We start from the raw sequence: 22,433 nt of genomic DNA on the forward strand, positions 1-22,433 counted from the left end.
TTTTTATCTCTTCCTAAGCATGATAAAATTTTGTGATTTTTTAACGACAAAAAACTATTTTTAAAAACTAATTTCTGTAAAAGTTCTCAAATAGCGCCATTTTTTGATTGAAATAGCAAGTAAGCTTAAAATATTTGTGCTGCAAGAATGTACCAGATTTAAAACAATAACTTAAGTTGCCCCATTAGAAAATACTTTGTGGAAAATTATACTTTTTTGAATAGAATATTTAAGGCTCCATTCACCAAGTGGTTGAAAAATGCGTTAAAACCAACTTGGAATGAATAAGAATGACAATCTTCCACATTGCAGATTTTTAAATGATGCGGTTCAATAGGCTAAAAAGTCTCAATTGAATTTTTAGAGCCATACTTCTTAAAATTATCACATCCAATAATAGGTTTGTATCTAACCATTCAGCAGCAGCATTTTGGTTTCAATTTCAACTCTTAGAGCGGCTCACAAAAACATTGAAGTTTGATTCAATCATTAATTAATTGAAGGTTATTAGCCTAACAGCATTATTAGGCTAAAGTTTGCACATTTATAATTGGCTATTTGTTTATATTAATACTTATGCACCTGCATTTATTATCTGACCCATATACAAAAATATTTAATGACCTCTCCTTCAGCCCTTTTGAGTTGATATTTTCTTTAATTTCAAAGCCGGCGTTATAATCCACATAAGTGAAGTGACTCTTAACGTCGTCTCTGCAACTCATGCTACTTATTAGAAGATTTCCAGCGTACTCTATAAATACACTTAAAGGTCTTGTTTGTTGTGAAATTATCCATCCACGCAAGTGTATTTCGCGGTTTACTATCTTGAGGTCATCGATAGAATATTGATAAAAATTGTCATTGGGCAATGCAGTTGCCATCTCCGAATAATAATCTATGTCTGGTTTTTCTCCGATACTTTTACCGATCTCGATAACCTTTTCTTCATACAACATCTCAAAAATATTAATGTTTTCGCGTAACCACTCTAGGTATCCTTTCTTGCTTTCAACATTACAATCAACAACAATTTTCGCTAATGTTTTTGATAAAACGAAGGTATTGTTAGGTATGAAATAATTATTTAAAGAATGTGTGACTTTGTGCTTAATGTTACTTATTAAGTTTACATCATCTATCAAGCTGCCACCATTAACAAAGTCGTGACTCAATCGGGATACTTCTTGCTTAAAATTAAAAATAGAATCCCCGAAAATTAATCCTGGAACCCCCAAAATCCAAGATTCGAAACAAACAGAACTATTTATTGAAATTACGGCTTTTGCTTGCTTACTGAATAAAATGTAATCTTTTTGTTCCATTACTGAAGATAGAATAAAAACTTTTGAAGAAAGGCTCTGAGCGTATTTTACGGCCTCTAATTCTTTTACTAAATTAAATACTCTGTGAACAGACCCTGGGTGCCTTTTTATACAGACGTTATAACCTAACGCTAATAACTTCGGAACAATGTCTTGTATGAAGTGTAAAGGGTTATTGTAAATTGAATGATTTATAGTGTTTAAATCATCTGTAAGTTGGAGGGAAACTATAACGTAATTTTTTAAATATAATATATTATCTTCACTTCCTTCAAAGTCAGGAGGGCTAATGCAACTTATATCATTTGGTGAGCAGTGATAATGACCTTCTGAAGATTCCATTGAAATACTATATCCTATAGTTGGATATATTTCCTTTGTGCTTAATATGTTATTTGCCGAAAAATCTGAAGCCCACAAATAGCTGTTTACATCCTGCTCTAAAAAATTACCCAACTCAGGTAAAGAAGCATTTGCATTTGTACCAAATGGATCAATCATAAAAGTTTCTTGGTATGGTGCTCTGGTTGGCCCGAGTTCCATATGCAGAACATTAATTCCATTTTTTTTGCAAAAGTTTCTTACCGCACCGTTCTCAGACCACAATATTATATGTGAAAATTGGAATTTAATAAAAGCTTTTCTAAGTAGTGATTCATAAAATATGGACAGTGCAGTGTTCCCAAGCACTATTCCATTCCTTACGTTAATTTCACTCTCATCCCAATTATTAAGTAAGGTTTTTATTTTATTATCATCTTCAGGGTTTGGAAAAATGAGTTTTTCAGAAATTTTATCCTCAATTTCGCTCTGAGAAAATCCGTTAAACATATCAATATTGAGATTGTTCTCAATTTGAGAATAATGCTCAGTTAATTCATCCAAAACGTATGAATTTGAGAAAATTCGCCACTCAATATCAAAAAAGTTTGCATGTGAGGCCATCTCAAAAAACCTCAATGCGGGAGGAAGGAACTCGCTAAAAGTATTCCGCAAAGGATGCGGTTCTGCAAAAAATAATATCTTTTTCATTATAAAAAGCTCTCTTCCCAGATTTTAGCAACATTGCTGGCGCCAACTTTTTGTAAGGTATTGTGCAATTCATTTTGATAAATTTCTTTATTAAATTGTTTTCTTATCAAAATTTTATCCCAATCACTTTTAACATGGCATTTATCTAAATACAAAGACTCGAATCTATCTATATCGGGTATAGCTGTAGCAATAACTCTGCATCCCAGTGGCATTGCTTCAAAGAATTTAAGACCACTTTTACATTTATTAAACTCATTCATTCCGAGAGGCGCAATTATTGTCTCTACATTGGCTTTTATGTATGGGAGTTGATTGAATGGAACAACTTCCTCAACGTGGTCTATTCTGTGAAAATACTTAGTAAGTGAGTAAGGTAATTTTAGAGGGCCGAGAATAAATAATCTTTCATTTTTATTTTCTTTTAAGAATTCACCAATGAATTTTGAAATTTCATTAAAGTCAGCGTTATGGCTAGCTGTTCCTGGAAAATAACCAAGCTTATACTTTCTGGGCTTGTTAAGGTTGAAGAGTGTATTGGATAAATCTACGTACTCATCTTCCAAAGTATTAGATATTACATTTGCATTCTTCCCCTTAAATATAGAGTTTACTTTATCACTCAATGGCGCAGTTGATAGGCTGAAATTAGTAAACAATTCACAAGCAGCAAAGTTCCTTGAAATGTAATTGGCTGTACTTTTAATGTAAGGATCGCGCGTTTTTATCTCTGGAAGACTATGGATACTATTTACATCAAAAATAAGGTCATCATAATCCGCTATAATTTTATCGCTACCATTATTTTTCAGGAGGAAGTTAATAAATTTTTCATTTTTCAGAAATGGACGATGAAAAACGATTCTGTTATATTTTCTAGCAATGTCAATGTTTTCAATGAATTCATCAAGAGTTATAATATCTGCCTGATGGCCTCTTCTGTTGAGTGCATAGGCAATGTTAAAGCAGCGATATCTTGTTGACGGATCGAGAAATGGTCTGTCAAGTGACAATGTTTGACCTACAAATAGTATTTTTTTTAATTTCATATTATGCTTTACTCTCCAGAAATAGATTTCCAAAAAAAATTAAAACGCTAATCCTATACGTCATTTGAGATAATATCCACCTTTAATGCTAATAGTTTACCTATGAAATTGTTGGTGAGATATGATACATCTATCATGCAGACCTATATTTATTATGGTTTAGAGTAACTAATCAGGGCTTAAGCATCAAATATATCTCTTGCCTCGCAAGCCCTTCTCGGAGCCGCACCCATCCAACCATATTAATCTATTTCATTGAAAATACTAATTTTGAACACTCTAAAACAATACTTCAATGATTTTTTTAATTATATTCTATAAAACATATAGTTACATTGAGAGTGGGCTCAACTTAATTTACTATTGGAGCTGTGTAAACAGTCCGACTAAGTGGTTAAGGACCTTATAGAGTTGAAAGATACCTCAAGCACAACGTGGGATTTTTTTAGCATTAAGAAATATTTTAATATTCAAATTTGTTATTAATTTTCTTTGCGTCTATAGCGTCTGCATTATTACAGACGTGCTTAGTATTAAGATTAACACTTTGCGTTAAAGTCAAGCAAGTCGAGTAAATTTTTAATTCCATTGTGCTACTTTGATCAGCCAGCCGCTGCATGATCTCATAATACTTATCGAGCTGAACGTTAGTAGATACAACTGATGTTGCTAAGATTTTAGTAAGTTAGTTGGTGCTTGAAGAAGTATAAATGATTGGCAATACACATTTTGTGATGTGTAGTGATGTCTTATGAAGGACATTAGGATAAGATACAAGCAATGAAATTTGGAGTGTAGAACCATATGCGTGATATTATCGTCGGACCTTCTCACGTTGTTAGATTAGAACATTTATATAATAATAATATTATTAAAAATAGTCTCAAAAATGTTGTTTTCATCTGTAGAGGCGGAGCGCCGACGTGGAGCTTTCAATTATTTAAATCCTTTGAGGAGTGTTTGAAGCATGACGATGCAACCCACCTTATTATCGGAGATTTCAGGTTCGGAAACACTATAATTGAAGATGCGGCGGACATCTACGAAACCGAAATTAATCATATTAATGTCACAGGTCGTTTGATCAATGATGTAAATGACTTAACGATGGTGGGTCATTTTACTGACGGTCTTTTTAAATGGAAGCATTATGGCGTTAATGTGAACTTTATTCCCTGGACTTTAATCATGAGGAGGGCTGATAACATTAGTAAACGCAAGCATGTGAATGAAAATGGAAGTTATAATCATCCACAAATGGATGAGGTTGAGTTAATAAGGGAGTTTTGTAATCCTGGTTATGTTAAATGTTTAGATATACCTGTTGAGATAATAAGCCAATTTTATATCGACGGTGACCTACACCCATCAACTTTAGGGTATATGTTTATATTAGATATGTTAAAAAAGAATGATCCCTACAGATCTCTTAATTCATCTATAGTAAAACTAAGCTTAGTTCTAGATAAATATTTTAAGAGGTTAAAATTAAATAAGAAAGTTCTAATAACTGGCGATAGTATTTCCCTACCAACTTTATCTAAAGTCATCCCTTTCAATAAAGACGGATTCGAAAATATTAGAGCATATTCGCATGATGATTTTACGTGTAAGTTTAGCGATCTTAAAAACGAAGTATTTATAATTGAGTTGTTATCTCTTGACTCGACATTAAAATATAGTATCTATGCAAATGATTGTACAACAGTAAGATTCCCATGGGATTATTTGGGATACTCGACTATATCACGAAGACATATAGATCTTCAAAGACTAAAGCCAAGCGAAATGTCGCTGGAAGGAATAAGTGAAGAATCAGTAAAAGATTCATTTTTTGATATCGGTGAGCGCCTTACTCCTACTATCAAAGGTGTTTTATTTATAATTTCATTAGCATCAAGTCTAAACATAAAAAAGAAAAATGAAATTTTAGAAGACACCTTGATTGATATTTTTGGTGCCAAATCAAACAAAGAACACAATAAAACTCATTTATTAGTGCTGCTCAAAAATATACTTTCTAAGATTTACAGTGCTTAACTCATGTCAATATGCGCTGTGGTGAAAAAGTGTCTACATTTCAGAAGCATAACATACTTAATCCTTCATAAAAAAAACCGATTTGCCGATTTGAAAATTTGTAAGTTGGTTTTTTATCAACTTGATTTTTCTATTTCAGAGGCAAAGTGAAAAGATCATAACATCTAAATTACAATCCGTTTCTATTGATTGATATATCCTATCCATACCCCTAAGCCTATCGTCGCCTCGGTAGGTAACTATTCCGAAATAATAATAATGAATGCTCTATCATCTTGATTGTGGCTATCGGCTAAACATCTAAATTGATATCATGAAATTTTTCTTATTTGGCTGATACACTAGCATCATGAAACATGAGTTAAGTCACTAAGATATTCTCATTTCATCATGCGAGTTAAATCTTATTTGTCATAGATTAATTTTCAGGATTGAGGTTGCATAAATTTTGCATATTTTTGTGCAGTGGTTGGATATTGGTAAATGGCACCATTTTTATCTTCGTTCTCTCATAAGTGAATATAATTACCGCTAATAAAGTCCGCATCCAACTTAGTCCCGGTTGCGAAGCGGTTAAACATAATTTCCCAGCTGTTAACCGAGAGTTGCAGCGATTAGTAAAATTTAATCTGACTAATTATGTTAATAAAGTGGTGTTAAAATTTGACAATTACATCTCAAAATTTGTCCGTTAATCTTGTAACCGCAAACCTGTCATCATTATTCTTGGAGCTTTTCAAGTTGGATTAGAGTGCTGGGGAGTAAATTATAGCTCTTATGCCGCAGTTGAACTATTCTGACGTTAGTGTAACCATGGCCTCCATCGATAATTTTCAGTGACAGTAAATTGTAAAGTGCGGAATACTTTATTGTTTGGGGCTCAACCAGATTGAGAGCAAATCGGAATAATTAAATTTTTAATTCTGCAATAATCATGGGTTGTTACATAGTATTACCTTCATTTAAGGCTAATTCATTTAGATGTGTTGTATTTCAATGCTCATAACCGCACGTTATCTTAAGGTAAATTAAACCACCAGCAACTCCCCCTCACGCCCCGCATTCTCCCCTGCAAGCCTTACCACCAACATCCCAGCCGTAGCAAACTTCATCAAGTTCCTTGCATACAGCACCCCACCAAACTCTGCCACCAGCGGCGTCACCTGGTCGGTAATCGGGTCCACAATCTCAGCCACCACTTCCCCAGGTTTAATCCATTCCCCCAATTCACGGCGATTCAACAACAGCCCAGAATGTGGCGCATGAATATACTCACAACCCGCCAGCGGCGTTGCAGGATTGATCAGGGCAGGGGACTCACCCACGTCACCCGCAATGTAGCCACCCTCAATCAAGGCATTAATAATCGCATCCGCATCCTTCTCCGCCTGTTCTGGCGAAACATCAGCAACCCCACGTAATTCTAACGTCACTGGCAACAAACCCCGTGGCATCGGATACTCACCACCAAACCGCTCGGCCAGCGTTAGCCACGGCTCGCAGCAGGCTTCATCAAACGGCTCACCGCCTGAAATCTGCGCCAGAAGCTGTACTTCGCTACCTAACCAACGCGCTAAAGGCTCGATATCCTGCCACGCATGCGGGGTCGTGTAGATATGCGGCAATGCGTCCCAGTCGCAGTGTAGATCAATCATCAAATCTGCCTGGCTGGCCATACGCATCAGCGTGAAGCGCTGCGCATCCAGTTCAGTACGAGCAACGCGATCGCGATAGTGGCGATCAATGGCATCACGGATCAACCGTTTGTTCTCATATTCACTCTGTGTCAACGATCCGGCCAACTCTTCAGCCAGGGTATCGCCTAACGCCGGGAAACGGCGATTGAAATCCTGACCTGAAAGCGTATGGAATCGGCCCAAATGGCTGCCGTGCCAGTGTTGCCCCATCGCCAGCGGATTTGCCACCGGCACCAGCGTAATTTTGGATTTGAGCTGCCCGGCCGATTCCAACGCCAGCAGCCTGTGTTTCAGATACCACGCCACCGCCATACCCGGCAGTTCATCACCGTGCAGTGCCGCCTGAATGTAAACGCGCTGCTGGGAATCGGTACCGAAATGAAAGCTGACGATTTCGCGCTGTGTACCGAGGGAAGCACTTAACAAGGGATGATGTTGTTGTTGCATGGCGCGGTCGATGTCCTGTATCTACGGCACGCTGAACGTCGTGCCTGATTAATTTTATTGACTGGAATTATAGTGCTGCTGTGAAAATGAGCAGGTATGAAGCCGCTAAATTTGCGCTTGCTCATGTTAGCAGCGCGAACAGGGCGGCCTGAAGACCGCCCCTGCATTGATTAATGCTGGATCGAGATATCGGTGGCGAAGTACTTCTTCTGGATCTTGTCAAAAGTGCCGTTTTTCTTGATTTCAGCAAAGGCGTTATCAAGGGCTGTTTTCAGCTCTTCATCACCTTTACGCAGTCCAATCGCTGTACCTGGACCGATAATCGGGTCTACCACAATCGGGCCAGCCAGCTCGAAATCTTTGCCTTGCGGATGTTTCAGGAAGCCGTTAGCTGCCTGTGCTGCATCGGTAAATACCACATCCAGACGACCAGAGATCAAATCACTTTCAACCTGTGCCTGATCGCCATAAGGCACCACGTTCACGCCGTGTGGCTGCCATTTTGCCAGTGCATAGCGCTCCTGCACGGTTCCCTGCTCAACACCAACCGTTTTGCCTTTCAGCGATTCAGCCGTTGGCAGCAGGCCAGAGCCTTTGCGTGCAATTAATTGGGTGTGCGTATCATAGAGCGGCACGGTGAAGTCGATCTGTTTCAGACGCTCTTCAGTAATACCCATATCCGACAGGATGGCATCAAACTTGCGGGCTTTCAGCGCTGGAATCATGCCGTCGAACTGGCTCTCAACCCACACGCATTTGGTTTGCATCTGCTCACACAGTGCGTTGCCCAGGTCGATATCAAAACCCACCAGTTTGCCCTGCGGGGTTTTGGATTCGAAAGGAGGGTAGGTTGGATCAACAGCGAAGCGTACTTGTTCAATCTTTGCCTGTGCGCCAAATGCGCAACCTGCCAGCACAGCCAGCGCCAGCGTCTGACGCAGGCGGGCAGTAAAACGAGAACTTGCCATAATTTCGGTCTTCTTTTTCGTGATGTGGAATAACGCAGAGTACCGATCACTGTCCGCCATGGCAATTAGCAGATTATTTTCATGACGTTACCATTATGCATGGTGCGATAATCCGCCACACTCAGTACCACTGATTTTTCCAGCAGACCCGCGTTAAAGGCGATTTCGTCGTAGCGTTCAAACAGCAGCGGGTCGACGACCAGTTGTAGATCAGGATGGAAGCTGAAAGGTGGAATAGCACCAAACACGCAGCCGGTTAACGCATCCACTTCAGCCGGAGAGGCTAACGAAGCACGACGACCGCCAACCGCTTCGGCCACTTTGCTCAAATCCGCCTGTTGATCAGCCGGCAGAACCGCCAGCACATGCTGTTTGATACCGTTACCTTTGGCATGGCACACCAATGCTTTGGCGCCTTGTCCCACTTCCGTCCCGCGAATCTCAGCAACAGCTTCACATTTTCCAGTCGCGGGATGTTCCATCACGCGATAACGGGCGTTGTGCTGGTCGAGCAGGACGATCAGTTTTTCATGAGTGGTCATCAGGGGCTCCCTGTTGAGTAAGATTGCTGAGTAATTCCTGCATCATATGTTTTTGGCGTGGCAGCAAGCCCAGTTTCAATCCCAGAGGTTTAAATACGCGATTCAACGTAGTCAGCGTAATACTTTCTTTGTCCAGCTCAATGTCAGATAACGTGCGACGACTGATGCCCGCTAAGCTGGCATAGCGTTCCTGTGAAAACCCCAGCACCTTTTTACGAAGCTGCATTAAGAGTTGGCCATGAGTTAACTTCTCCTCAATAAATTGCTGAAGAAGGCCTAGCAGCATCGCTTCTCGCTCAAAAGGCGTCATCGATTTCTTCATATTTGCCACCCCGCGATACGTTCTTCGAGATAGTTAAAACCAATGCCTGGCATTTCCAGAATTGACTGTGGTACACCCCGAGCGGCAAGGCGGGATTTTAACCCAGCGAGCTTGCAGGTTAACTCACGCAACGAATTGAGTAATGAGGCTTCAGGGATAAACTCGTTGAGCTGTTGAGCAATCAACTGCCAATTGTAATGGCCACCTTCTTCGTAAGGTGAACCCCATTGAGTCGTTCGCACCACGCCCTCTGGATCGGCTTTCATTGGTGCGAAGTCATACACCGGTGCAAGCCACATGCCTGATGGTTTCTTTAGAATGGCACTATTACGCCCATGATTATCTGAATTACCAAATGCAACATTGAGCATGTCACGTTTGACCCATTCACTGACCAATTTTTCGCGATCTGCACCCGTCAAGGCTAATCGCTCAACCAGGCAGCGAATGACCTCAAAATGATTGAGATAACTGCCCGGTGGTTTTTTCATTAGCGAATAGATGGACTCAAGCCCGTATATGACTTTTCTGTTTTCAACAAACGCAATATCAAAGCGTGGTAGCCAAAGAGAGGGGTAACGTTCACCTTCACATAGCAACATCTCCTGCGTATCAATCGTCTCGACACCCATAGCCTGTAACTCATGGTAGAAATGATATTCTGCGCGCAGGATATCGCAGTCGATTGGGCTTCGTGTACCACGCGGATACTTAACCAGATAAGGGGTATCCCGGTTCAGATGATCATCCTGCCAGGTATCAATCCACACTTCGCTGTTTGTATTCCGTCGTAGCAGCAGTTTTGGCGCTTCCCCTCCCGCACCTGTTGCCCCGCCGCTGGCGGCCCCCATCTGTTGCGCATATTCAAGAAAATCACTGTCTCTCTCAATCGCCCATTCGGCAGGAAAGCGGCGAGTCTTGAGTTGGCTATTTTCAGGAAGTTGGGGTAGGGAATCTTTGATGCGTAAATTTCCAACTGGCGCAATTGTGCCGGATTTCAATAGCGCATAATCTTGCTCAGCTGAAGATTTACCCTGTAAACCAAGATGCTGAATCCAATAACGTCGGCTTGCTCCCGCTGGGACAATATCATCCAGGAAACCAAACCAAGGCTGCGCAAAGTGGCTGCCTATCAGCATTACGGGATAATTCAAACTACAGCTAGCGATATCGTTTCGATCGAGCTGTTCAGCTGCATAGTTGAAGTCATACGCAAGAAGTGCTGCGCTTTCACGACCTTTAGAGGGATCTTTAACATTAAGCTCGCCAACGTCGTGCCAGTTTCCATCAAGGTAGAGCTGTAGAATAAGCATGCTAACCTCCATTGAGCAGTATATTGCTCAATTCTAGCTAGCTTTGATTTTTTTGAGAAGCATGCTGCTCAAAATAGTTATGAAATGACAATTTTGAGCAGCTTATTGCACAATTCGTTATTTATGACGCGCCCGCAGATTATTAATAATCGTGCTCAAATCCAGCTCCTGATCCTGCAGCAGCACCATCAGGTGATACAGCAGATCAGACGCTTCGTTGGTCAGTTCGTGACGATCGTTCACCGTAGCAGCCAGCGCGGTTTCCACGCCTTCTTCACCGACTTTCTGCGCGATACGCTTTGTGCCGCTGGCATAGAGTTTCGCGGTGTAAGAACTCTCAGGATCGGCGCTCTTACGCGAAGCCAGCAGCTGCTCCAGCTGATACAGGAACGCCCAATCTGGCGCAGCCGGTGAGAAGCAGCTTGAGGTGCCGAGGTGGCAGGTTGGCCCAATCGGATTTGCCAGCACCAGCAGCGTATCGTTATCACAATCTGGGGTGATGCTCGCGACCTGCAGAAAGTGACCGGAGGTTTCCCCCTTGGTCCACAAGCGGTTTTTGGTGCGAGAGAAGAAGGTGACGTTGCCTTCCGCCAGCGTCTTTTGCAGCGCTTCCTCATTCATATAACCGTGCATCAGCACTTCGCCAGAAACGTTATGCTGGACGATGACGGGCATCATGCCCGCGGTTTTGGCCCAATCCAGTTTGGCCAGTTGTTCTGCAGTTAACACGCGCGAATCTCCACACCGTTGTCGATCAGGAAGTTTTTCAACTCACCGATATTGATAATTTGTTTGTGAAACACTGAAGCAGCCAGTGCACCATCGACGTTTGCCTGTTCAAAGGCTTCGAGGAAGTGTGGCATGGTGCCCGCGCCGCCAGAGGCGATCAGTGGCACCTTACACACGTCACGCACTTTCTTCAGTTGCACCAGGTCGTAGCCGTTACGCACGCCATCCTGGTTCATCATATTCAGTACGATTTCACCCGCGCCCAGCTTTTGCACTTCCTGCACCCAATCGAGGGTTTCCCAGGTCGTAACCCGCGTACGGGATTCATCGCCGGTATATTGATTGACGTGATACTTGCCGGTGGCTTCATCGAACCAGGTATCAATACCCACCACGATGCACTGTACACCAAAGCGATCCGCCAGACGCGTGATCAGCGTCGGGTCAGCCAGCGCCGGGGAGTTGATGGAGATCTTATCCGCACCGAACTGCAGAATGCGCGCGGCATCCTCCTCACTCTTGATACCGCCCGCCACGCAGAACGGAATATCAATCACTTCTGCGACGCGTGACACCCAGCTTTTATCCACCACACGGCCATCGGAAGAGGCGGTGATATCATAGAACACCAGCTCGTCAGCGCCTTCCTGCGCATAGCGCTGCGCCAGTGGCACGATATCGCCAATAATTTCGTGGTTGCGGAACTGCACGCCTTTCACCACTTGTCCGTCACGGACATCGAGACAAGGAATTATCCGTTTTGCCAGCATGCAATCGCCTCCGCTACGGTGAATTTATCTTCCAGCAGTGCGCGACCAACGATCACGCCCTGCGCGCCGCTGCCACGTAAGGCCGCAATATCATCCAGCGATCCGATACCGCCGGAACTCTGGAACGCGATATCCGGGAAGGCATCCGACACTTCTTTATACAGCGCCACGTTAGAACCGCTTAAGGTGCCATCGCGGGAGATATCGGTGCACAGCACGTGCTTCAGGCCAACCGGCTGATACCAGCCAATCACTTCTTCCAGCGTCACGCCCGCCGCTTCCTGCCAGCCACTGATCGCCACTTCTTTGCGATTGTTGGCGTCAATGCGAACATCCAGCGCCAGTACAATGGCATCCGCGCCGAACTCGTTGAACCAGCTTTTCACTTCCTCTGGCTGTTTCACTGCCGTGGAACCGACCACCACGCGAGTCGCGCCGGCTGCCAGTAAAGCCGCCACATCTTCGCGATTGCGAATACCGCCACCGACCTGCACCGGTACATTCACGCCGCGCAGCAAGGTAGTGAGCAGAGGGATTTGGCGTTTAGCCGGATCTTTGGCGCCAGTGAGATCCACCAGGTGCAGCACTTCCGCGCCCTGACGTTCGTAATCCTGCAGGCGTGGCAGCGGATCGCTACCGTAGTCGCGCTGCTGACCGTAGTCGCCCTGATGCAGACGCACCACTTTGCCGTCGATTAAATCTAATGCGGGGATAATCATCACATCTCCAGGAAGTTTTTCAGCAACTGCGCGCCTGCTTTGCCAGAACGCTCCGGGTGAAACTGCACGCCGAAGAAATTATCTTTCTGCAACGCAGCGGTGAACGGATGGCCGTAGTCGCACTGAGCGATGGTGGCGGCATTCACTGGCATGGCGTAGCTGTGCACAAAATAGAAGTAGCTGCCGTCCGGGATATTACGGAACAGGTGGTTGCCAGCTTGCGAAGTGATCTGGTTCCAGCCCATATGTGGCAAGGGCAAACCCTGGGTATCCATCAGCGAGACCGGTTCATCCACCAGACCCAGCGTGGTCACGCCGCCATTCTCATCGCTCCCGCGACCCAGCAACTGCATACCAAGACAAATGCCGAGTACCGGTTGGGTACAGGCTTTGATCAGATCGATCAGGTCACGCTCCTGCAACTGGTTCATGGCCGCTTGCGCGGTGCCCACGCCTGGCAACAACAGCTTGTCGGCACGCAGCACCACATCCGGATCGCGGCTCACTTCTGGCGTGTAGCCGAGGCGCTCAATCGCCCACTTCACGGAGGAAAGGTTGGCGCACCCGGTATCGAGAATCACCACGTTCATCACAGCACTCCTTTCGAACTCGGCAGGGTGTTGCCATCCACGCGAATTGCCTGGCGCAGGGTGCGGCCAAAGGCTTTAAACAGGCTTTCCACACGATGATGGTCGTTCTTGCCTTTGGTTTTCAGGTGCAGAGTGCTCATCATGGCGTAGGAGAGGGAGCTGAAGAAGTGCTCAACCATCTCGGTACTGAGATCGCCGACACGCTGATAGCTGAACTCGGCTTTAAACTCGATATGCGGACGACCAGAGATATCCAGTGCGCAGCGTGCCAGGCACTCGTCCATCGGCAGCACGAAGCCGAAACGGCCGATACCACGTTTGTCACCCAGCGCCTTGAGCAGCGCTTCACCCAGCGCCAGACCGGTATCTTCCACGGTGTGGTGATCGTCGATGTAGAGATCGCCTTTCACGTCGATGTTCATGCGGAAGCCGCCGTGTACGGCAATCTGGTCCAGCATGTGGTCAAAGAAGCCGACACCGGTATTGATCTTGCTGCCGCCTTCGCGGTCCAGCCACACTTCGACTTTGATCTGCGTTTCTTTGGTGTTGCGTTGTACCAGCGCATGGCGGTCACGTTTGGTCAGACGTGCCTGGATCGCGTCCCAGTCAATACCTTCTGCACCGTAACGCAGGCCCTGAATGCCCATGTTCTCCGCCAGCTGGATATCGGTCAGGCGATCGCCAATCACGTAGCTGTTTGCGGTGTCCAGTGCGCCTTGTGCCAGCCAGGCTTCCACCATTTTGGTTTTCGGCTTGCGGCAATCGCAGTTATCTTCCGGCTTATGCGGGCAGATCAAGATGTCGCTGAAGTTCACGCCCTGTGAAGTCAGAATCTGCATCATCAGGTTGTGTGGGCCATCAAAATCAGCCTGTGGGAAGCTGTCGGTGCCCAGGCCATCCTGATTGGTGATCATCACCAGCTGATAGCCGGCATTTTGCAGGGCCAGCAGCGCAGGGATGGCGTTTTTTTCAAACGCCAGCTTCTCCATGCGATCAACCTGAAAATCCGTTGGCGGCTCAGAGATGATGGTACCGTCGCGGTCGATAAAAAGGGTCTTCTGACTCATGCTTGCTCCACTGATAAGGCTTGCAGCGCGGCGATCAGGCGCTCGCACTCTTTACGGGTGCCGATGGAGATGCGCAGGCATCCCGCAAGGCCGGGGTTTTTGTTTTGGTCGCGCAGAATAATGCCTTGATCCCACAGCGTTTTAAACACTTTTGGCGAATCAGTGAAGCGCGCCAAAATGTAGTTGGTTTCGCTCGGGAACACCTTCTGCACCACGTTCAGCTGTGGCAGTTGTTCAAACAGCCATGCACGATTGGCGTTGAGTTCGGCGACATGCTTACGCATCAGCGCAATGCCTTCTTCGCTCAGCGCCTGTCCCGCGACATCAGCAACCGGGGTCGCCAGCGGGTAAGGCGCGATCACTTTCATCAACAGGTCGATCACGGGCTTGTTGGCCAGCGTAAAGCCACAGCGCAGGCCAGCCAGCGCAAAGGCTTTTGATAGCGTGCGCAGGATCACCAGATGTGGATATTCTTTCAACCAACCTGCGAGAGTCGCCTCCGTGCAAAACTCGATATAGGCTTCATCGGCGACCAGCAGTGCTTTACCGGCGGTCATCTCCAGCAGTTTACGGATATCGTCTTGATTGATCAGGTTGCCGGTCGGATTGTTCGGGCTGCACATGTAGACCACTTTCACGCCGTCTAACTGTTCGGCAATGGCGGGCAGATTCAGCTGCCAGTCATCCAATGCTGCCACGGTGCGATACTCGATGCCGATGGTTTCCGCGCTCACGCTGTACATGCCGTATGTCGGCGGGCAGAACAGAATCGCATCTTTGCCCGGCTCACAGAAGGCGCGCATTAACAGCTCAATGCCTTCATCAGCACCACGACTGACAATCACTTGCTCCGGCGATAAACCGGCAAAAGCCGCATAGCGCTCAATCACAAGCTTCGGCTGGCATTCCGGATAGCGGTTCAGCGTTTGCTGTGACAGCTCAAAGGGCACCGGCAGTGGAAATTCGTTGGCGTTCAGCCATACATCACCATTACCCCCTAAACGACGCGCAGATTGATACGGCGTCAACGCGCGCACATTGGCGCGGGCTAAATCTTCAATGCTCATGCTTGCTCCTTTAGCGCGGCAATACGCAGGGTAACGGCGTTTTTATGGGCTTCCAGCTGTTCAGCGGCGGCTAAGGTTTCAATGGTGGCAGCCAGATTGAGGAAGCCTTGCGGCGTCAACTCTTGCACCGTCATACGCTTCTGGAAATCGGCTAATCCCAGACTTGAACAGGTGGCGGTATAACCATAAGTCGGTAATACGTGATTGGTGCCTGAGGCGTAATCACCCGCTGATTCCGGAGACCAGTCACCGAGGAACACCGAACCGGCGCTGGTGATCGCATCCACCAGATCACGTGGCTGGCGCGTCTGAATAATCAGGTGCTCAGGACCGTACAGGTTGGAGATCTCCACACACTGCGCCAGATCGCGCAGCACTATCAGACGGCTACTCTCCAGCGCCTGACGTGCGGTGGCCGCGCGTGGCAACTGCGCGAGCTGTTCTTCCACCGCCTGGGCCACGCCTTCTGCCATTTTCAGCGAAGGGGTCAGCAAGATAACCTGTGAATCCGGGCCGTGCTCTGCTTGTGATAGCAGATCAGAAGCGACAAATGCCGGTGTGGCACCTTCATCAGCAATCACCAAAACCTCTGATGGGCCAGCAGGCATATCAATCGCGGCGCCATCTAAACGCTGGCTCACCTGGCGTTTCGCTTCGGTGACGTAGGCGTTGCCAGGGCCAAAGATCTTGTCCACTTTTGGTACGGTTTCGGTGCCGAAGGCCAGCGCAGCAATCGCTTGCGCACCGCCTACCTGAAACACCTCTTTTACGCCGCACAGTTGCGCCGCATAAAGAATTTCATCGGCAATCGGCGGGGGCGAACAGAGCACCACACGACCACAACCGGCGATACGTGCTGGGGTTGCCAGCATTAATACCGTGGAGAACAGCGGGGCAGATCCGCCTGGAATATACAGCCCCACAGATTGCACAGGACGGGTAATCTGCTGGCAGCGCACGCCCGGCTGGGTCTCAATGTCCACCGCTGGCAGAATCTGCGCGTTATGGAACGTTTCGATATTACCGACAGCGACTGCCATCGCCTGCTTCAGCGTATCGCTCAAACGATCGCTGGCGGCTTGCATCTCTTCTGGCGTGACGCGCAGGTTTTCCACCTGCGCTTTGTCGAAGCGCGCGCTGAACTCGCGCAGCGCATCATCGCCTTGTTCTTTTACTTGCGTCAGCACATCGCGCACGATTTCGCTGATGCTCGCCGAAGCAGAAATTGCCGGGCGCATCAGCAGCGCTTGCTGCTGTTGTTCATCACATTGTTGCCAGTCAATCGGGGTCATGATTGTGCTCATGCTGTTACTCCAACATTTTTTCGATTGGCAGTACGAGGATCGAACTGGCACCCAGCGCTTTCAGTTTTTCCATGGTTTCCCAGAACAGGGTTTCACTGCTCACCATGTGCATCGCCACGCGGCTCACTTCGCCTGCCAGTGGCAATACGGTTGGGCGCTCGGCACCTGGCAGCAGGGCGATCACTTCTTCCAGTCGCTCGCTTGGCGCGTGCAGCATGATGTACTTGGATTCGCGCGCTTTGATCACGCCCTGAATACGCGTCATCATTTTGTCGATCAGTTCTTGCTTGGCTGCTGGCAGCTCGCCATCGCGTTGAATCAGTACCGCTTTAGAGCGGTAGATGACTTCCACTTCACGCAGGCCGTTGGCTTCAAGGGTGGCACCGGTCGATACCAGGTCGCAAATGGCATCGGCCAAACCCGCGCGTGGCGCCACTTCCACCGAACCGTTCAGCAGGCAAGACTTAAAGGAGACGCCTTGCTTATCGAGATATTTCTTCAGCAGGTGCGGATAAGAGGTGGCAATACGTGAGTTCTGCAGGCACTGCGGGCCGGTATATTCCGCATCCACTGGCATCGCCAGCGACAGGCGGCAACCGCCGAAATCGAGACGACGCAGGGTGAAGTAGCGCGGGTCTTCGCCTTGTGCGCGGCGGTCCAGCAGCTCTTCTTCCAGTACGTTTTCACCGACGATGCCGAGATCCACCACGCCATCCATCACCAGGCCAGGGATATCGTCATCACGTACACGCAGGATATCGATAGGCATGTTCTCCGCAAACGCAATCAGACGCTGCTGCTGAAGGTTGATTTTGATACCGCAGCGGGCCAGCAGTTCGCGTGATTCATCACTTAAACGGCCAGATTTCTGCATAGCTATGCGAATACGGGTGTTATCTAACATGGTTCCTGTCCTCTTATTCAATCCTGTCTGAACTCAGTGGGGTTGCGTTCGCCCATAAAAAAACCCCCGGAAGATGATCTTCCGGGGGCTCTCTTTGCGTTCGCACCACTGGAAGATCCTAATCGTCTCCCAGCACACATCGCCTGAAAGACTAGTCAGGATGATGGTGATGATGGTGGTTGAACTGAACGCGTGTCATAGTAAATTCCGTTGCTGAATGAGTATTCATTTGCGTGCTGATTAACCTAACGAAGATAGCGGCGCTTGGCAACCCTTTTTTAACGTCAGTTCTCGGAACCTTCCGCAACAGTTTGCGCTGGTTTGCCATAATCGCTGGGACTAAGATGAAGTGTCTTAGCGCTGGAAAGCAGGAGTCGGTATGAAAAAAGTCGCGATTGTAGGTCTGGGATGGCTGGGTATGCCGCTGGCGATGGCGCTGACGGCGCGCGGCTGGCAGGTGACCGGCAGCAAAACCTCCCCCGATGGTGTGGATGCTGCGCGCCGCTGCGGTATTGAGGCATTTCAACTGGTGCTAACACCCGAGATTGAATGTGAAGCAGATGAGTTGGCCACGCTGATGGCGGTGGACGCGCTGGTGGTGACGTTACCCGCCAGCCGCACGGTTCAGGGCGGTGAAGATTATATGCAAGCCGTGCAGAACGTGGTTGACACGGCATTGGCGCATAAAGTGCCGCGCATCATTTTTACCAGCTCGTCGTCGGTGTACGGCACCGGTTCGGGCGTAATGAAAGAGAGCAGTGCACTGCAGCCAGAAAGCGTGGCGGGTAAAACGCTGGTGGAACTGGAAAACTGGCTGCACGATCTGCCGGGCACCAGCGTGGATATTGTGCGTTTGGCAGGGCTGGTCGGTCCCAATCGTCATCCGGGTCGATTCCTGGCCGGTAAAACCGGACTGGAGAATGGCGGTCACGCGGTGAATCTGGTGCATCTCGATGATGTGGTGGATGCGATTGTGCTGCTGCTGCAAACGCCTAAAGGGGGGCGGGTGTATAACCTATGTGCCTCGAAACACCCGGCACGTGATGATTTTTATCCGTTTGTTTCGAAGCAGCTGGGGCTGGTGGCACCAACGTTCGTTGCTGAGCCGGAGCGGTCGGCGGGGAAGGTGGTGGATGGGGCGAAGATATGCAACGAGTTGGGATTTGAGTATAGCTACGATGACCCGATGAAGATGCCATTGGAGTAGAGCAATCATGAGCGTCGTAAAGATACGGCGCTGTATAAAATTGATGTTTGTAAACTTTTTGTCTCAGAAATGAATGTCATTTTATAAATAAATTTTTTATTTAAGGGGTTATCACTATGATTTGAATGATGATAAAAATATTTCTCTTTGAGTTTGCTAAAGAATTTTTTTGGGATTAATGCTCATTAATTTCAAAAAAGTTATATTAAGGTTCTTAGTTGAGTGATTTTTTATCTTCATCTTATGTTGGTGATGATTAATATAAGTTGATGTCGTATCCATAAACTTAATACCAAGTTCTTTTATCTGAATATTTTAATTATTATGACTACTTAACCCATCCTGTAGGATGGGTCTAAGAAAAAGTAAGTTCTTATTTATTATAATCACTAAGTTTGTTTGAAAGTTTAATAATTACCACTCCATCAACTAATGCAACTGCATCTCTATTAGGCCATGCGGGAAGCGACTCGCCCATCAATCTTGATTTTTCTACTTGAGTAGTATCAGGTGATTTTAAATCTGCAATATTGGCTGCCGATAAATATTTATACATTCGCTGGTTGTTCCCCCCATCCCATTCGAAGAAAGATGCGCCAAATACATCAGCGGTCGGTATTCTCCATGAATTAAATGGCGTGAAACTGCCATAGAAAAATACCGGGGTTTTTGACAGGTCAATGGAGGGGTATTTTAGATAAATGGTATTAATTAATTGACTTGAAAGTTGATTATCTGCTTGCCTTGCCATGTAATCACTGTAGAAAAGCTTGTTAGATGCAGAGGCCCCAACAGCAAGGAGAATAACTGAAACATATAATGCCGAAATATTATAATTATAGAATACGACGGCAATGATGAAAATCCCAGCAAAAACAACAGGTATTTGGGTCATTGCTCTTGGAGGCAACCCTGTACCAATAGCAAGATTTAAAAGAAAGGCTGATAAAAGCACAGCTATTGATGCAAAAATTATGAGGGTGGTACTTTTTCTTTTTAAAATTGCTCCAACAATGATCGCCATGAGAGGAATAACTACTAATGGGAATGAGTTCATTCCGAATGCTGCATTAAAAGTAAAGTATGATCTAATGAAAGAGAATAAATTATTAATCACTTGATTTAAATCTGACTTACCCCATCCAACTATTGCAGATAGATAGCCTGAAATCATCACATTATAGTGGGAAGCAACTAATTTAGACAATGCAGCATCTAACATAAGCGCTGCTAAAGTTAAGGTGGAAAAAAGAACAACTTTTTTTAGAGCTACGTTAAACGTCATTTCAGATTTGATTGCAGAAACTGCAATCCATACACACAATAATGAAGCGGCGAAAAGGAATATAGACTGGTAAATTGATAGCGACACGATCGTAAGAATTATAAATGTAATACAGCCTTTTAGCGATCCCTTGTTAAGTGATACGAGTGAAGCAACCGAGCAAAACATAGATATTGCGATTGTGTCTGATTGATTACTAAATTCCAATTGATATGCCATCTGTGGAATGGCTGCTAACGCAATTGCAAACGACATTGATTGCAGTCTTGATAGCATCAAATATTTCGCGGAAAGAGCCGATGTAGCTGATAAAATTATGATCGCAAGCATTAAGGTGAAGAATGGAACATATGGCTCAGGTAGTATGTAGTGTCGCAGCAGGGCGTGGCCCCAGCGGCCAGCAGATAATGTCTGGGCGAAGTTATCCATTGGTTCTTCATCAATGGATAAAGTAAAATGAGTGAGTTCAAAACCATAAACAATAATGTATGAAATCATAGCTGTAATGAATGTGTACATTGTTGTTTTATTTTTAATTAAGTATTTTTCCATTTCCTATCAATGTCTCATTTTAAAGTTTTTGCTTTTGATAAATACATTTTGTTCAAGTTAACCTTTTAAAGTACAAAGATTTTTATCATTTTTTTGTTATGATATACCTCGGTCTTTTTTTGCTCTCAATGTAAATTCTGCCTATATACTCGCCTAATACACCAATACCAATTAGCTGAACACCACCCAAGAAAAGCATTGAAACCATAAGGGAAGGATATCCTTTAACAGGATTCCCCCAAAAAATAGTATCAATTAGCATCCAGGCCCCATATATAAATGAAATGGCTGCAACAATAAGCCCAATGTAAGTCCAAACTCGAAGAGGGAAGGTCGAAAACGAGGTAATCCCCTCTAACGCCAGATTCCACAACTTCCAACCATTAAATTTCGTTGTACCTGCGACACGGTCAGCGCGCGCATATTCCACGATATCGGTTTTACCGCCCACCCAACTCAAAATGCCTTTCATAAAGAGGTTGCGCTCTTGCAGCAATTTTATGTTTTCTACTACTTCACGCGACATCAAACGAAAATCGCCCACATTCTCTTCAATTTCCGGTGAGCTAATCTTGTTGTGAAGTTTGTAGAACCACTCGGCCGTTTTGCGTTTCAGGTGGGAGTCCGTACTGCGGTCAACGCGTTTAGCAAGAACGATATCCGCACCTTGTTGCCATTTTTCGAGCATCTCGGGGATGACTTCAATTGGGTCCTGCAAATCGACATCAATCGGGATAACTGCGTCACCGCTAGCCGCTTCAAGCCCGGCGAAAAGCGCCGGTTCTTTACCGAAGTTGCGGGTAAACGAAATATGTCTGACCAATTCATCATCGGCCTCGATTTCATTAAGAATGGCTTCAGTCCGATCAGTGCTGCCGTCATTGATAAACACCAACTCCACCTGATGAGTTTGGAACGATGCAAACTCACGTACTGCTCGGTAGAAGAGAGGAATAGCTTCCTCTTCATTAAGCACTGGGACAATCAAAGAAAATTTCATTAACTCTTCCTAAACACGAAAAACTTCGAATAGGCGAAGCCGCAAACAAGACTGAGTGCAGAGAAGAAAATCAGTGTCACTATAGGGCTAATATGCAGGCGGTCTGCTGTCCATCCGACCGAAAGCGCCATCGCGCCCATGAAAAAGATATAGAGAAAATATCGGGCAGTCGTCGCTTCGGCGTTAAAGGTCCATTTTGCGTTAGCGAAGAAGGAAAACGTCACCGCAACGCAAAAGGCCGCAAGGTTAGACGTAGATTGGTTCGCGCCACTCGCGAAGAGTGCGCCAAATACTGCCCAATGGATGAGGGTGTTAATCACCCCGACAGATGTATATCTGGCAAACAACCGCAGCATTGCATAACCCTAAAAATTAAAGTGCCTGATCCTCGCATTCCCTTAGCGTTATAGCAAGTTTTGGTAAAGGAACGTTGGTGAAACGTAAAGTGGGCAGGTTATGTCAGGGAGCGGTTTTATGGTGGGCATGGGGAATGAAGATTGCTGA

At 45.9% G+C, this 22,433-nt stretch carries 21 protein-coding genes and 1 other annotated feature; of the genes, 2 read left to right on the forward strand and 19 right to left on the reverse strand.

Translation table 11 applies throughout. From position 1 onward, the window contains the following. Nucleotides 1-554: 554 nt before the first annotated feature. Nucleotides 555-2,357 (reverse strand): capsular polysaccharide export protein, LipB/KpsS family, encoded by a 1,803-nt coding sequence (locus CRO33_RS01160; protein WP_097116664.1) that lies wholly within the window; start codon nt 2,355-2,357, stop codon nt 555-557. Then, nucleotides 2,357-3,406 carry a hypothetical protein gene (locus tag CRO33_RS01165; RefSeq protein ID WP_097116665.1) on the reverse strand — a complete coding sequence of 350 codons (1,050 nt, stop codon included), beginning with the start codon at nt 3,404-3,406 and terminating at the stop codon, nt 2,357-2,359. The genes CRO33_RS01160 and CRO33_RS01165 overlap by 1 nt, the downstream gene beginning before the upstream one ends. An 804-nt stretch (nt 3,407-4,210) precedes the next feature. On the opposite strand from CRO33_RS01165, the gene CRO33_RS01170 reads away from it, so the two are divergent. After that, a complete protein-coding gene (locus CRO33_RS01170) occupies nt 4,211-5,446 on the forward strand; it encodes a hypothetical protein (RefSeq protein WP_097116666.1) in 1,236 nt (411 codons plus the stop codon). Between the two features lie 1,028 nt (nt 5,447-6,474). Here the strand turns inward: CRO33_RS01170 and CRO33_RS01175 are convergent. The 14 genes from CRO33_RS01175 to hisL form a co-directional block, all read right to left on the reverse strand. Continuing rightward, nucleotides 6,475-7,590, reverse strand: a complete 1,116-nt coding sequence (locus CRO33_RS01175) for a succinylglutamate desuccinylase/aspartoacylase family protein (RefSeq protein WP_097116667.1) — start codon at nt 7,588-7,590, stop codon at nt 6,475-6,477. 170 nt (nt 7,591-7,760) lie between these two features. Continuing rightward, nucleotides 7,761-8,558 (reverse strand): ABC transporter substrate-binding protein, encoded by a 798-nt coding sequence (locus CRO33_RS01180; protein ID WP_097117242.1) that lies wholly within the window; start codon nt 8,556-8,558, stop codon nt 7,761-7,763. Between the two features lie 65 nt (nt 8,559-8,623). Further along, nucleotides 8,624-9,100, reverse strand: coding sequence for a YbaK/prolyl-tRNA synthetase associated domain-containing protein (locus CRO33_RS01185; RefSeq protein ID WP_097116668.1), 477 nt, complete (start codon nt 9,098-9,100; stop codon nt 8,624-8,626). Beyond that, the gene (locus CRO33_RS01190; protein WP_097116669.1) at nt 9,087-9,422 is read right to left on the reverse strand and encodes a helix-turn-helix domain-containing protein; all 336 of its coding nucleotides are present in this window, start codon (nt 9,420-9,422) and stop codon (nt 9,087-9,089) included. The genes CRO33_RS01185 and CRO33_RS01190 overlap by 14 nt, the downstream gene beginning before the upstream one ends. Continuing rightward, nucleotides 9,419-10,735, reverse strand: coding sequence for a type II toxin-antitoxin system HipA family toxin (locus CRO33_RS01195; protein ID WP_097116670.1), 1,317 nt, complete (start codon nt 10,733-10,735; stop codon nt 9,419-9,421). Before CRO33_RS01195 ends, CRO33_RS01190 begins: the two co-directional genes overlap by 4 nt. Nucleotides 10,736-10,852: 117 nt before the next feature. Continuing rightward, a complete protein-coding gene (gene hisIE, locus CRO33_RS01200) occupies nt 10,853-11,464 on the reverse strand; it encodes a bifunctional phosphoribosyl-AMP cyclohydrolase/phosphoribosyl-ATP diphosphatase HisIE (RefSeq protein ID WP_034824749.1) in 612 nt (203 codons plus the stop codon). Next, nucleotides 11,458-12,234, reverse strand: a complete 777-nt coding sequence (hisF, locus tag CRO33_RS01205; protein ID WP_034824747.1) for an imidazole glycerol phosphate synthase subunit HisF — start codon at nt 12,232-12,234, stop codon at nt 11,458-11,460. The genes hisIE and hisF overlap by 7 nt, the downstream gene beginning before the upstream one ends. Further along, the gene (gene hisA, locus CRO33_RS01210) at nt 12,216-12,953 is read right to left on the reverse strand and encodes a 1-(5-phosphoribosyl)-5-[(5-phosphoribosylamino)methylideneamino]imidazole-4-carboxamide isomerase (RefSeq protein ID WP_045815223.1); all 738 of its coding nucleotides are present in this window, start codon (nt 12,951-12,953) and stop codon (nt 12,216-12,218) included. The genes hisF and hisA overlap by 19 nt, the downstream gene beginning before the upstream one ends. After that, the gene (hisH, locus tag CRO33_RS01215; protein WP_034824743.1) at nt 12,953-13,543 is read right to left on the reverse strand and encodes an imidazole glycerol phosphate synthase subunit HisH; all 591 of its coding nucleotides are present in this window, start codon (nt 13,541-13,543) and stop codon (nt 12,953-12,955) included. The genes hisA and hisH overlap by 1 nt, the downstream gene beginning before the upstream one ends. Continuing rightward, nucleotides 13,543-14,610 carry a bifunctional histidinol-phosphatase/imidazoleglycerol-phosphate dehydratase HisB gene (hisB, locus tag CRO33_RS01220; protein WP_097116671.1) on the reverse strand — a complete coding sequence of 356 codons (1,068 nt, stop codon included), beginning with the start codon at nt 14,608-14,610 and terminating at the stop codon, nt 13,543-13,545. Before hisB ends, hisH begins: the two co-directional genes overlap by 1 nt. After that, nucleotides 14,607-15,677, reverse strand: a complete 1,071-nt coding sequence (gene hisC / locus CRO33_RS01225; RefSeq protein ID WP_097116672.1) for a histidinol-phosphate transaminase — start codon at nt 15,675-15,677, stop codon at nt 14,607-14,609. Before hisC ends, hisB begins: the two co-directional genes overlap by 4 nt. After that, complete coding sequence (gene hisD, locus CRO33_RS01230; RefSeq protein WP_097116673.1) at nt 15,674-16,981, reverse strand: histidinol dehydrogenase; 1,308 nt, start codon at nt 16,979-16,981, stop codon at nt 15,674-15,676. Before hisD ends, hisC begins: the two co-directional genes overlap by 4 nt. 4 nt (nt 16,982-16,985) lie before the next feature. Next, the gene (gene hisG, locus CRO33_RS01235) at nt 16,986-17,885 is read right to left on the reverse strand and encodes an ATP phosphoribosyltransferase (protein ID WP_034824735.1); all 900 of its coding nucleotides are present in this window, start codon (nt 17,883-17,885) and stop codon (nt 16,986-16,988) included. A 54-nt stretch (nt 17,886-17,939) separates the two neighbouring features. Continuing rightward, nucleotides 17,940-18,061: a sequence feature (His leader region), on the reverse strand. Then, entirely contained in the window at nt 18,037-18,084 is a 48-nt protein-coding gene (gene hisL / locus CRO33_RS24345) for a his operon leader peptide (RefSeq protein ID WP_100396937.1), read from the reverse strand. (Overlaps the previous feature by 25 nt.) Nucleotides 18,085-18,264: 180 nt before the next feature. Between hisL and CRO33_RS01240 the strand changes: the two genes are divergently transcribed. Next, on the forward strand, nt 18,265-19,092 hold the full coding sequence (locus tag CRO33_RS01240; protein WP_097116674.1) for an SDR family oxidoreductase: 828 nt from the start codon (nt 18,265-18,267) through the stop codon (nt 19,090-19,092). Between the two features lie 373 nt (nt 19,093-19,465). On the opposite strand, the gene CRO33_RS01245 is transcribed toward CRO33_RS01240, so the two are convergent. The 3 genes from CRO33_RS01245 to CRO33_RS01255 all read right to left on the reverse strand — a co-directional run bounded on the left by CRO33_RS01245 (nt 19,466) and on the right by CRO33_RS01255 (nt 22,285). Continuing rightward, nucleotides 19,466-20,929 carry a glucosyltransferase domain-containing protein gene (locus CRO33_RS01245; RefSeq protein WP_097116675.1) on the reverse strand — a complete coding sequence of 488 codons (1,464 nt, stop codon included), beginning with the start codon at nt 20,927-20,929 and terminating at the stop codon, nt 19,466-19,468. Between the two features lie 85 nt (nt 20,930-21,014). Beyond that, a complete protein-coding gene (locus CRO33_RS01250; RefSeq protein WP_097116676.1) occupies nt 21,015-21,929 on the reverse strand; it encodes a glycosyltransferase family 2 protein in 915 nt (304 codons plus the stop codon). Then, nucleotides 21,929-22,285, reverse strand: coding sequence for a GtrA family protein (locus tag CRO33_RS01255; RefSeq protein ID WP_084935105.1), 357 nt, complete (start codon nt 22,283-22,285; stop codon nt 21,929-21,931). The genes CRO33_RS01250 and CRO33_RS01255 overlap by 1 nt, the downstream gene beginning before the upstream one ends. Between the last annotated feature and the right edge of the window lie 148 nt (nt 22,286-22,433).

The organism is Pantoea sp. GL120224-02 (genome assembly GCF_900215395.1).
Lineage (GTDB): Bacteria > Pseudomonadota > Gammaproteobacteria > Enterobacterales > Enterobacteriaceae > Pantoea > Pantoea communis.